Source organism: Luteimonas sp. 22616 (genome assembly GCF_052044325.1).
Classification (GTDB): Bacteria; Pseudomonadota; Gammaproteobacteria; order Xanthomonadales; family Xanthomonadaceae; genus Luteimonas.
In genome coordinates, this window is record NZ_JBQEMW010000002.1 from 195,509 (window position 1) to 207,553 (window position 12,045).

Below are 12,045 nucleotides of genomic sequence, written 5' to 3' on the forward strand. Positions count from 1 at the left end.
GGATCCGATGCCCTCCGGCGACAGCAGCGCCGCTGCACCGCCGCGGCCACGCGCCTCGACCGCATTGATGGTGCTCGCCACGCTCGCGGTCGGCTACACCCTGTGGGCGGCGCAGGCGGTGCTGTTGCCGATCCTGCTGGCGATGTTCTTCGCCCTGGTCGGCAACCCGATCCTGCGCGGCCTGCAAAAGATCTGGATCCCGCGCTTCATCGGTGCGCTGCTGGTGCTGCTGGTCGGCCTGGCCGCGACCGTGATGCTGGGGCGGCAACTGGTGGTGCCGGCCGGCGAGTGGATGCAGCAGGCCCCCCGCGAACTGCGCCTGCTCACGCCCAAGCTCAAGCGCATGACCGAACCGATGCAGCAGGCCAACCAGGCCGCGCAGACCTTCGCCCAGGTGACCAAAAGCGACAGCAAGCCGCCGAAGGTGCAGGTGGTCACGATCCAGGACGCCGACCCGTGGAAGTCGCTGACCGCGACCCCGAAGATGATCGCCTCGGTGCTGGCGGTGGTGCTGCTGACGTACTTCTTCATGGTCTTCGGCGAGAACCTGCAGCGCAACGCGATCGCGCTGCTGCCCACGCGCCAGCGCAAGAAGATCACCGTCGACATCCTGCAGGCGATCGAACGCGAGATCTCGCGCTACGTGCTCACCATCACCCTGATCAACATCGCGCTGGGCATGGTCCTGGCCGGCGCGCTGCACTGGCTGGGCGTCGACCTGTCCGAAGCGCTGCTGTGGGGCACGCTGGCGGCGCTGCTGAATTTCGCCCCCTACGTTGGCCCCCTGATCGGCGTGGTGCTGATGCTGCTGATGGGCTTCATCACCTACGACGAGATCGGTCCCTCGCTGCTGCCTGCTGCGATCTACCTCGGCCTGCACACGCTGGAAGGCCAGATTCTCACCCCGGTCGTCCTCGGCCGCCGGATGGCGCTGTCGCCGCTGATCCTGATCCTGGCGCTGATGCTGTTCGGCTGGCTGTGGGGAATCATCGGCCTGCTGCTGGCGGTGCCGCTGCTGGTGTGCATGAAGATGGTGCTGGCGCGGATCGAGGGCATGGAGGGGTGGGCGCGGCTGCTCGAGTAGTCGCGCTCGCGCAGCGGCCCGCTGTTGCTGTTGCTGTTGCTGTTGCTGTTGCTGTTGCCGTTGCCGTTGCCGTTGCCGCCGACTTTGACTTCTCAAGGTCGATCCGCAATATCGATATTTGCAGACCCGGAGGGCGGCGCACATGGATGTGCGCCGTTTTTCTATGAGGCAGGATGCCGATTAGAAAAATCCCTGCGGAACTCCGCGAGCCGGCGGGAGGTGTGTACGGGGAAGCGTTTTTCTTTGCTTCCGTTTCTTTTGACGCTTATCAAAAGAAATGAAGTCGCCTAAGGCGAAAGCTTTTGACCTTGGCTGTTGATCTTCGCCTCGGTTTTTCCGGAAGGATCTGCAAAAAACAAGGGATCAAGGGCGTTTCGCCCGCTGCGCGGCCGAGTTCATTTCTTTGATAAGCGTCAAAGAAACGAACCAAAGAAAAACGCTTTCCCGTACAGAGCTAACCGGGCGATTCGTTGACGCAGGGATTTTTCTAATCGGCATCCTGCCTCGTAGAAAAACGCCGCACATCCATGTGCGGCGCCCTCCGGGTCTGCAAAGACCGATATTGCGGATCGACCTTGAGAAGCCAAAGCCAACGCCGGCGGCAACGACAACGGCAACGGCCAGCAGCAGGCGTCGCAACCCTCCCCTACTTACCTGTCCAGGGCCGCCTCGGCCCCTCGCCAGCCGGCGTCGTAGAATAGCCTTGTGAAATTCGCCATCCGCGCCATCACCCTCGACCTCGACGACACCCTCTGGCCGTTCGCCCCCATCGGTGCGCGGATCGAGCGCGTGCTCGATGCGTGGATGCGCGAGCACAGTCCGGCCACTGCGTTGCGCTTTCCCGCAACCGAGATGCGCGCTCTGCGCGATCGCGTGTTCGACGAGAACCCGCAGTTCGCGCACGACCTGGGCGCGTTGCGCCGGATGACGCTGGAACGCGCGCTGCGCGAGAGTGGTGGAGATCCGGCTCTGGCCGAGGCCGCCTACGAAGCGTTCTACGAGGCCCGCAACCAGGTCGAATGCTATCCCGACGCCATCGATGCGCTGCAGCGCATCGCCGCGCGCGTGCCGGTGGCCGCGGTGACCAACGGCAATGCCGATCTCGACCGCATCGGGCTGGGGCACCACTTCCGCTTCAACCTCGGCCCGCGCGAGCACGGTGCGGCCAAGCCCGATGCCAGCATCTTCCACGCCGCCTGCGAACGCCTGGGCTGCGCACCGAATGACGTGCTGCACGTGGGCGACCACATCGAGATGGACGTGCTCGGCGCCGCGCGCGCCGGGCTGCGCAGCTGCTGGATCGATCGCGAAGCGCGCGACTGGCCGCACGACGACATCCGCCCGGACCTGCATTTCGACACCCTCGCCGCGCTAGCCGACTGGCTCGACGCGGCCTTGCCTCCCCTCACAAAGGCTGCCACCGCATGACCCTGCCCAATGGTTTCGCCGAGCGTGATCCGGCGCTGACGCTGCGTCCGCTGTACTTCGTCAACCGCGATGGCCTGGAGGACTGGCGCAAGCGCCAGCCGCAGGCGCTGGTGCAGTGGATGCTGGCGCACGGCTTCGATGCGGCCTCCGGTTCGGTGCTGTCGCTGCCCGGCGGCGAAGGCGCGCTGGCCGGCGCGGTGCTCGGCACCGGCGATGCACTCGATCCGTTTTCCTATGCGCATGCGCCGCTGTCGCTGCCCGGCGGCCACTGGGAGGTCAGCGGCGAGCTCGACGCCGACGCCAGCCGCGCGCTGCAGCTGGGCTGGGGCCTGGGCGCCTATCGCTTCACCCGCTACCGCGATGCGACGCGCGTGCCGGCGCAGCTGGTGCCCGGCGAAATCGACCCCGAGGTGGCCGACGTGCTCGCCGCCTGCCTGCGCGTGCGCGACCTGGTCAACACGCCGACCCAGGACATGGGTCCGCAGGAGCTGGAGGACATCGCGCGCGAAGTCGCGCAGGTGCACGGCGCGACGTTCGAAAGCATCGTCGGCGATGCCCTGCTGGAGCAGAACTTCCCCTCGATCCACGCCGTCGGCCGCGCCTCGCATCGCGCGCCGCGGCTGATCCGGCTGGACTGGGGAGACGACGCGAACGAACACGTCGTGCTGGTCGGCAAGGGCGTGTGCTTCGACACCGGCGGCCTGGACATCAAGGGCGCCGACGGCATGCGCAACATGAAGAAGGACATGGGCGGCGCGGCGCACGCGCTGGCGCTGGCCGAGCTGGTGATGGCGCGCAAGCTGCCGCTGCGGCTGACGCTGCTGATCCCGGCGGTGGAAAATGCGATCGGCCCGGACGCGTTCCGTCCCGGCGAGGTGGTCGCCACGCGCAAGGGCGTGAGCGTGGAGATCGACAACACCGACGCCGAAGGACGGGTGATCCTGGCCGATGCGCTGGCGCTGGCCGGCGAACTCGAGCCGGCGCTGCTGGTCGACTTCGCCACCCTCACCGGCGCCGCGCGCATCGCGCTGGGCCCGGACCTGCCGGCGCTGTACAGCAACGACGATGCGGTGGCCGATGCCTGGCTCGCCGCCGCGCGGCGCGTGCGCGATCCGATGTGGCGGATGCCGCTGTGGCGCCCGTACCTGCGCTACCTGACCAGCCACGTCGCCGACCTCGCCAACGGCAGCTCCACCCGCATGGCCGGCAGCATCACCGCCGCGCTGTACCTGGAACGGTTCGTGCCCGCCGCGCAGAAGTGGGCGCACGTGGACGTGTATGCGTGGAACGACAACGACCGCCCCGGCCGCCCCGCCGGCGGCGAGGCGCAGGGCCTGCGCGCGGCCTACGAGATGCTCAAGCAGCGCTGCGCGTAGGTCGGGGCGACGCCCCCCTTGGTGGGAGCGGCTTCAAACCGAGCTTTTGCCATTGCCACTCCCCCTGCGACGGCAGGGGGAGGCGGGGAGGGAGTGCACACGGTTCGAGCTGATCCCAAGGCACCCCTCCCCAACCCTCCTCTGCCTTCGCAGGGGAGGGGGCAAAGCTCGCGGCCATGGGCCGCTCCTACAAGGACGCCTGCTCGACTCGGCTGCGGCCGTTGTGCTTGGCCCGGTACAGGGCCTCGTCGGCGACGCGCAACAACACCTCCGGGCTGTCGCCGTCGGCGGGGAAGGCCGCCACGCCGATCGACACCGTCACCTGCGGCAGGTCTCGGCCCATGTGCTGCACGCGCATCGTTTCCACCGCCGCGCGGATCGCCTCGGCGCGCTGCAATGCCGTCTCGGGCGGTGCCTCGGGCAGGATCAGGGTGAACTCCTCGCCGCCGTAGCGGCAGGCGATGTCCTCGCCGCGGCTGTGGTCGGCCAGCAGCTTGCCGAACGCCGCCAGCAACGCGTCGCCGCCGGCGTGGCCGTGCACGTCGTTGAAGGCCTTGAAGTGGTCGATGTCGAGCATCATCAGCGACAGCGGCAGCTCGCGCCGCGCGCAGCGGGCGAGTTCGCGGGTCGCCGATTCCTCGAGGTAGCGGCGGTTGAACAGCCCGGTCAGCGGCTCGCGGATCGACTGCAGGCGCAGGCTCTCGCGCAGCGACAGGTTCGACAGCGCCATCGACAGCTGCTCGGCGACGGCCTCGATGATGTCGATCCGCGACAGGAAACCGTCGTCGTCGTCCGACAGGTACAACAGGCCGATCTGCGTGCCCTGCGCCATCAGCGGGATGCAGGCGGTGGCGACGCCGGCGTGGTCGACCGCCGACACGTGCCGGCATTGCGACGCGGCCGCGTCGGGCGACAGGTGGGGCTGGTTGCGCCGCAGCCCCCAGCACGCTTCTGGCAGCAGCGATTCCGCGCTGGCGGCGCGGTGCCGCCCCCAGTGGATCGCCGCCTCGGCGTGGTCCTGCGAGTTGCGCATCCGGTAGATGGTGCCGGCGGTACCCGGGCGCAGCGTCGACAGCATGCGCGCAGTCAGCTGCAGCGCCTCGTCCGGGTCGACGCAGCCCTGCAGCATGCCGCCGTAGCGGCTGAGCGCGCGCAGGTCGGCGCTCTTGTGTTCGAGTTCGGCGTTGCCCTCGCGCAGCCGTGCATGCACTTCGCGCGCGGCCGCCTCGGCGTCGGCGCGCCGGGCGATCTCGCGCACCAGCAGCAGGTAGACCCCCAGGGTCACCACCAGCCCGAGCGGAATGCCGAGCACGGCGATCGCCCGCAGCGCATTGGCGCTGTAGCGGGTGGACGCAGCGCGCTGTTCGAGCAGCACATGCTCCTCCTCCACCATCTGCGCCTTGATCCGCCGGATCGCGCTGGAGGTCTCGAACACGTCGCTGCCCATCGACGCGCGCGCACCGGCGACGCCGTCGCTGTCGTAGCGCAGCAGGGTGTTGGTCATCTGGTGCAGGCGCAGTTCGGTCTGCGCGCGCAGCGCACGAGCGTGCCCGGTCTGCTCCGGGTTGTCGGCGACCAGGGAATTGATCCGCTCCACCAGCGCGGGCACGCGGTCGCGCGAGCCGTGGTAATCGGCCAGGTAGTCGACCCGCCCGGTGAGGATGTAGCCGCGCTGCGCGGATTCGGCGTCGCGCAGCCGCGCTTCCATCTCGTCGAGGCGGCCGGTGACCTCGTTGCTGTGGGCAACCGAGCGCGAATCGCCGATCAGCCGCTGCGCGCCGTACAGGACGCCCAGGCCGATCCCGACGAAGATCAGGGCGGCGATCAGCAGTCCGAAGCGGGTTCTTTCCTTGACCGTCTGCATGTCCAGCCGGGCGTCCTGTGACAGGTTGCAGACTAGGATGACGATCGCGCCGCGGCAAGCACATGAAATCCGGATGCACGCATTCAGTTCGCAGTCGCGCTACAGCCAGCCCTTCTGCCGCGCCATCCGGTAGGCCTCGATGCGGTTGCCGACGCCGAGCTTGCCGATCGCCTCCGACAGGTAATTGCGCACGGTGCCGTGCGAAAGGTTGAGCTGCGCGGCGATGTCGCTGGCCGAGCGGCCCTCGCCGGCCAGCCGCAGCACCTGGCGTTCGCGATCGTTGAGCGGATCGGCGTCGCTCCAGGCGTCGAGCGCCAGCTGCGGGTCGATCGCGCGACCGCCGCGATGCACCTTGCGCAGCGCTTCGGCCAGGTGCTCTGCCGGCGCGTCCTTGAGCAGGTATCCGACGACGCCGGCATCGAGCGCGCGGCGCAGGAAGCCGCTGCGGGCGAAGGTGGTGACGATGACGACCTTCGTCGCCAGCCCGTGGCGCTGCACGCGCTGCGCGAGCTCCAGACCGCTCAGGCCGGGCATCTCGATATCGGTGACCAGCACGTCCGGCTGCAGGCGCTGCAACTCGCGCCACGCGGCTTCGCCGTCGGCGGCGGCGCCGAGCACTTCGATGTCGGATTCCAGGCCCAGCAATGCCGACAGCGCGCCGCGCACCATCGCCTGGTCCTCGGCCAGCAGGATGCGGATCATGCGGTGCAGCTCCCTTCCGTTGGCATCATCGGGCGCGCGGTCACGATGCGGGCCCGCCCGCGACGGCCGCATCATCCGAGAAACGCGTACCGCAGGTCATGGCGGCAGGATTGGGGGGCGCGGGCGCGGCCGCCGCCGCATCCGCTGCCGCGAACGGCAATCGAAGATGCAGCTGCGTGCCCTGCCCGCGCGGTGATTCGATGGCCAGCGTGCCACCCAGCCGGGCGACGCGTTCGCGCATCCCGCCCAGGCCATTGCCGTCGCTGCCGATGCCGCCCACGCCGTCGTCGGCCACCAGCACCTGCAGGTACTGGCCGTCGCGGGTAAAGCCAATCCGCGCCGCCCCCGCGTGTGCGTGCCGGGCGATATTGGTGGCCGCCTCGCGCAGTACCAGCGCCAGCCCGCGCTCGGTTTCTTCCGCCAGCCCCACCGGCGGCAGGTCGTAGTCCAGGTGCACGCTGGAAGACTCGAGCATCAGTCGCGCCGAGGCGAGCTCCGCGGCCAGGTCGGTGGCGCGGATGCCGGTGACCGCACTGCGCACTTCGGCCAGCGCATGACGGGCGACGGCCTCGGCGTCTTCCAGCTCGCGCTTAGACGCGGCCGGGTCGCGCTCGAACAGCTTGCGCGAGAGCTCCAGCTTCAGGGTGATCAGCGACAGCGTGTGGCCGAGCAGGTCGTGCAGGTCGCGGCCGATGCGTTCGCGCTCGGCGGTGGCGGCCAGTCGGCGGACTTCGTCGTGCGAGAGCCGGATCTCGGCGTCCTTCTCCTTGGTGGCGCGCTCGACGTTGACCACCAGCCCGATCACCAGGGTCATGATCGGCGTCCACGCGACGCTTTGCCACGGATAGCCGATCCACAGCGCAGCGCCGAGGAAGATGGCATTGGCCAGCAGCAGCTGCCCGAGGTAGAAGAACGCCGACTGCGAGAAGTGCATCCGCAGCATCACGCAGCCGAAGATGAAATAGCTGATGCCCGACGGATACCAGGGCAGCAGCACCAGGCACAGCGCGATCAGCCCGTACGCAGGCCGCGACGCGATGCGCCGCGGCAACAGCAGGCACATCGCGTAGAGCAGGACGAACAGCGGGTAGGAACCCAGCGTCAGCAGCGCCCAGCGCAGCGAGTAACCGCCGGGCACGAACGTCGGCGTGATGAACACCCACACCGACCACACCAGGTGCACCGCCTCCACCCACGGCGACTTGCCCACGCGCACGTCGATCGCCACCGCGGAATCTGGTGCCGGCCTCAGCCATTGGGGAAGCGATGGACGCATCATCTCGCACCGTCCAGGGCAAATCCGGCCCCGGCGATCGGCACTGTACCGCCTGCCGCGCGCACGGCAACCACAGCCTCAACCAGTCCGCTGCAGGCGTCGCCGCGCCGCCGCGAAGAAAAGCATGGTGACCACGACCAGTACTGCGACGTGCACGACCACCATGCTGCCATCGTCCATGCCCACCACACGCAGCGCCAGCTGCGACAAGTGGTACGGCGGCCACGCCGGCGCCAGCGTCGCAAACACCGGCGGCAACATCTTCAGCGGCAGCCACAGCCCGGACAGGAAGGCCATCGGCAGGTACAGCAGGTTGAGCACCGCAGGTGCGCCCTGGCCGCCGACGAGCGTCCCGACGAACAGGCCCATCGCACAGAACGGCGCCACGCCGACCACGTTGATCGCCAGCAGCGACAGCCATTGCCACGGCGCCAGCGACACGCCGCCGAGCGTTCCCGCCAGCACCGCCAGCAGCGCACTGATCAGCATCGAGAACAGCATCGCCATCGCCATCTTCGCGAACAGGTAGGCGCCCGGCGGCATCGGCAGCGCGCGCTTGTAGGCGAGGAAACCGCGCTCGCGCTCCATCGCCACCACCACGCCGAAACCGAACAGGCCGGCGCCCATGATCCCGAAAACGCCGTAGGTGGCGAGCAGATAGCGCGCGGCCATGCCGCCGTCGGCGCGGTTCAACACCAGGCCGAACAGGGTGTAGAACAGCGCCGGGAACAGCAGCACCGGCAGCGCGAACGATGGCGTGCGCAGCATGCGCAGAAACTCGTGCCTGGCCTCGAGCAGGTAGATGCGCAGCGCCGATGGCGGGGACAGGCTGGCGCCGGTGGTGATCGCGTTCATCAGGCGGCCTCGCGTTGGGTGGACGACACGGTACCCACCGCGTCGCGGGTGAGTTCGATGAAGGCCTCGGCCAGGCCGGCACGCTGCACTTCGAGTTCGGACAGCGCCGCGTCCTCGGCCAGCAGGCGGCGGACCACGGTTTCGGCAGCGTCGGTGACGATCTCGATGCGCGCATCGACGCGGCGCGCATCGCGCACCTGCGGCCAGGCCGCGATGCGCGCGGTGTCCAGCGCCGACAGGCAGCGGATGCGCCGCTGCGCGACGTGCCGGCGCACCTCGTCCATGCTGCCGGCGGCGACCACGCGGCCGCGCGCCAGCACCACCACGCGGTCGGCCAGCGCTTCGGCTTCTTCCAGGTAGTGCGTGGTCAGCAGCACCGCGCAGCCCTGTGCGGACAACGCGCCGATTGCGCGCCACAACGCCTGCCGCGCCTCGATGTCCAGGCCGGTGGTCGGTTCGTCGAGGAACAGCAGGCGTGGATTTCCGCACAGCGCCAGCGCGAACTGCACCCGCCGCTGCTGACCGCCGGAAAGCTTGCCGTACTGGCGCCCGAGCAGGCCGTCGAGCCCGGCCAGCGAAACGCAGTCCTCCACGCTGCGCGGCCGCGGGTAGTAGCTGCGCGTGAGCTCGAGCAGTTCACGCACCTTGCTGTTGTCGGCAATGCCCGCCGACTGCAGCATCACGCCGATGTTGCGCCTCGCGGCCAGCTGCTGCGGCGATTGCCCGAACAGCAGTGCCTGCCCGGCATCGGGCCGCACCAGTCCGAGCAGCAGCGCGATCGCGGTGGTCTTGCCCGCGCCGTTGGCGCCCAGCAGCGCCAGCACCTGGCCGGGCGCGATGGCGAGATCGACGCCGTCGAGCGCGACCACCTTGCCGTACTGCTTGCGCACACCGCGCAGGCTTGCGAGTTCCATGCCTGCAAGTTCCTGACTCGCAAGTTCCCTGCTTGCACTTTCGTGAGGCCTGCCTTCCATCCGCGTCTCCCGGATTGCGTGATGGTGGTGACAGTAGGCGCGCAGTCCGGCACGCGGCAGTCGCGGCGGTCACGTCGATCGCATGACAGCCGTCAGGTGACAGCGGGCGGCGCGGGGCATAGCCTGCATCCTCACAGTTACGGCGTTGCGGCCCCCGCGTGCGGAACGCCGGTTACGTTTTCGGATTATCCCGCTGCACTTCCATTCGGGCAGCCGAAGCGGCGTGACAAGCGGCGAGCCTGCGCGAATCACGCACGAAGTGACTTCCGGGCATTTGGTGCACGTCCCGGTTGCCGTCACACTCCGGGCTTTCCTCCGTCCCAGTCCACGATGAATACGAACGCAGAACTGCTGAAGGAACTCCGCATCGACCGCAAGGCCGCGCCACCGCCGTCGCGGCGCGGGCTGTGGATCGCTCTGGGCATCGTGGTGGCACTGCTGCTGGTTGCCGGCGCGGCGTGGGCGATCTTCGGCCGCGACCGCGGCATCGACGTGCGCACCGCCACCGTGCAGGCGATCGGCAGCGGCGGCGCATCGGCCTCGGTGCTCGACGCCACCGGCTACGTGGTGGCGCGGCGCATGGCCACCGTGTCGGCCAAGGTCACCGGCAAGGTGCGCGAGGTGCTGATCGAGGAAGGACAGACCGTCGAAGAAGGCGAGGTGATGGCCACGCTCGACCCGGTCGACGCCGACGCCGACCGCGCGCTCGCCGCCTCGCAGCTCGGGGCCGCGCGCAGCCAAATCGGCGGCGTGCAGGCGCAGCTGCACGAGGCCGAACTCGACGCGAAACGCCTGCAGACGCTGGTCGGCCAGCAGCTGGTGTCCAAGTCGCAGTACGACCAGGCGGTCGCCCAGCGCGACGCCCTGCGCGCACAGCTGGCCACCGCGCAGCGCAATGCCAAGGTCGCCGCCGACCGCCTCGCGATCGCCGACAACGGCGTCGACAACACCATCGTGCGCGCGCCGTTCGCCGGCGTGGTCACGGCCAAGGCCGCGCAGCCGGGCGAGATCGTCTCGCCGCTGTCGGCCGGCGGCGGCTTCACCCGCACCGGCATCGGCACCATCGTCGACATGGATTCGCTGGAAGTAGAAGTCGATGTCGGCGAGGCCTTCATCGGCCGGGTCAAGCCGAAGATGCCGGTGGAGGCGACGCTCAATGCCTATCCGGACTGGAAGATCCCGGCCGAGGTGATCGCGATCATCCCCGCCGCCGACCGCGGCAAGGCGACGGTCAAGGTGCGCATCGCGCTCAAGCAGAAGGACCCGCGCATCGTGCCCGACATGGGCGTGCGCGTGAGCTTCCTGGAAGCCGCGAAGCCCGAGTCGGCGAAGCAGCCACAGGGCGTGCGCGTGCCATCGGCGGCCATCGTCGAACGCGGCGGCCAGGACGTGGCGTTCGCGCTCGACGACGAGGGCAGCCACGTCGAGCAACGCACGCTCAAGACGGGCATGGCCATGGGCGACGACCGCCAGGTGCTGTCGGGCCTGGTGGCCGGCGACGCGGTGGTGCTCGATCCATCGGACGAAATGAAGGACGGCGCCAAGGTCCGCATGGCGAAGGAAACCGAATAGGCGCAAGCAACAAAAGAAGCCGTCGGGGACGCAGCCCCGGCCTACGCAACAGTCACCTGCCGGGCGCTGCCCGGCCCACAGCGAGGCACGCACCATGTCGACACTGGTCACCACCCGCGGACTCACCAAGACCTACCAGCGCGGACCCGAGAAGATCGAAGTGCTGCATGGCATCGACCTCGACATTCCCAAGGGCGACTTCGTCGCGCTGATGGGGCCGTCGGGTTCGGGCAAGACGACGCTGCTCAACCTGATCGGCGGGCTGGACACGCCGACCGCGGGCGAGATCGAGATCGAGGGCGAGCGCATCGACCGCATGGGCGCCGGGCAGCTGTCGAACTGGCGCAGCCGCCACGTCGGCTTCGTGTTCCAGTTCTACAACCTGATGCCGATGCTGACCGCGCAGAAGAACGTCGAACTGCCGCTGCTGCTGACCAGCCTCGGCAGCGCGCAGCGCAAGCGCAACGCCGAGATCGCGCTGCAGCTGGTGGGCCTGGCCGACCGCGGCAAGCACAAGCCCAACGAGCTGTCGGGCGGCCAGCAGCAGCGCGTGGCGATCGCGCGCGCGATCGTCTCCGACCCCACCTTCCTGATCTGCGACGAGCCCACCGGCGACCTCGACCGCCACTCGGCCGAGGAGATCCTGCAGCTGCTGCAGGTGCTCAATCGCGAGCACGGCAAGACCATCATCATGGTCACGCACGACCCGAAGGCCGCCGAATACGCCACCCACACCGTGCACCTGGACAAGGGTGAACTGGTCGACGCGCCGGCCATGGCGCACTGACATTCCGCCCCTCCCCCTGCGAAGGCAGCGGGAGGCTGGGAGGGGGTGCCGCAGGCACTGGCGAATCTCTCCGGAGAATTCCGCCGGTGCCCGCGCAAACCCTCCCCAGCCCTCCCCTGCCTCCGCA

General features: G+C 69.1%; 10 protein-coding genes. 5 read left to right on the top strand and 5 right to left on the bottom strand.

What is annotated here, in order from left to right; translation table 11 throughout:
* The first annotated feature begins 7 nt into the window (after positions 1 to 7).
* The 3 genes from ACTJIL_RS13285 to ACTJIL_RS13295 all read left to right on the top strand — a co-directional run bounded on the left by ACTJIL_RS13285 (position 8) and on the right by ACTJIL_RS13295 (position 3,888).
* Positions 8 to 1,084 (top strand): AI-2E family transporter, encoded by a 1,077-nt coding sequence (locus ACTJIL_RS13285; RefSeq protein WP_440756625.1) that lies wholly within the window; start codon positions 8 to 10, stop codon positions 1,082 to 1,084.
* 705 nt (positions 1,085 to 1,789) lie between these two features.
* On the top strand, positions 1,790 to 2,512 hold the full coding sequence (locus ACTJIL_RS13290) for an HAD family hydrolase (RefSeq protein WP_440756096.1): 723 nt from the start codon (positions 1,790 to 1,792) through the stop codon (positions 2,510 to 2,512).
* Entirely contained in the window at positions 2,509 to 3,888 is a 1,380-nt protein-coding gene (locus ACTJIL_RS13295; protein ID WP_440756097.1) for a leucyl aminopeptidase family protein, read from the top strand. Before ACTJIL_RS13290 ends, ACTJIL_RS13295 begins: the two co-directional genes overlap by 4 nt.
* 187 nt (positions 3,889 to 4,075) lie before the next feature.
* Here ACTJIL_RS13295 and ACTJIL_RS13300 read toward each other — a convergent pair whose 3' ends face one another.
* The 5 genes from ACTJIL_RS13300 to ACTJIL_RS13320 all read right to left on the bottom strand — a co-directional run bounded on the left by ACTJIL_RS13300 (position 4,076) and on the right by ACTJIL_RS13320 (position 9,499).
* Positions 4,076 to 5,752, bottom strand: coding sequence for a diguanylate cyclase (locus ACTJIL_RS13300; protein ID WP_440756098.1), 1,677 nt, complete (start codon positions 5,750 to 5,752; stop codon positions 4,076 to 4,078).
* Positions 5,753 to 5,851: 99 nt separating this feature from the next.
* Positions 5,852 to 6,454: a response regulator transcription factor gene (locus ACTJIL_RS13305; protein WP_440756099.1), complete on the bottom strand. Its 603-nt coding sequence runs from the start codon at positions 6,452 to 6,454 to the stop codon at positions 5,852 to 5,854.
* 40 nt (positions 6,455 to 6,494) lie between these two features.
* Positions 6,495 to 7,733 (bottom strand): sensor histidine kinase, encoded by a 1,239-nt coding sequence (locus ACTJIL_RS13310; protein ID WP_440756100.1) that lies wholly within the window; start codon positions 7,731 to 7,733, stop codon positions 6,495 to 6,497.
* Positions 7,734 to 7,808: 75 nt separating this feature from the next.
* Complete coding sequence (locus ACTJIL_RS13315; protein ID WP_440756101.1) at positions 7,809 to 8,585, bottom strand: ABC transporter permease; 777 nt, start codon at positions 8,583 to 8,585, stop codon at positions 7,809 to 7,811.
* Positions 8,585 to 9,499 carry an ABC transporter ATP-binding protein gene (locus tag ACTJIL_RS13320; protein WP_440756102.1) on the bottom strand — a complete coding sequence of 305 codons (915 nt, stop codon included), beginning with the start codon at positions 9,497 to 9,499 and terminating at the stop codon, positions 8,585 to 8,587. The genes ACTJIL_RS13315 and ACTJIL_RS13320 overlap by 1 nt, the downstream gene beginning before the upstream one ends.
* A 390-nt stretch (positions 9,500 to 9,889) precedes the next feature.
* Here ACTJIL_RS13320 and ACTJIL_RS13325 point away from each other — a divergent pair, with 390 nt between their 5' ends.
* Entirely contained in the window at positions 9,890 to 11,131 is a 1,242-nt protein-coding gene (locus tag ACTJIL_RS13325; RefSeq protein ID WP_440756103.1) for an efflux RND transporter periplasmic adaptor subunit, read from the top strand.
* Positions 11,132 to 11,225: 94 nt separating this feature from the next.
* Positions 11,226 to 11,918: an ABC transporter ATP-binding protein gene (locus ACTJIL_RS13330; RefSeq protein ID WP_440756104.1), complete on the top strand. Its 693-nt coding sequence runs from the start codon at positions 11,226 to 11,228 to the stop codon at positions 11,916 to 11,918.
* Positions 11,919 to 12,045: the final 127 nt, after the last annotated feature.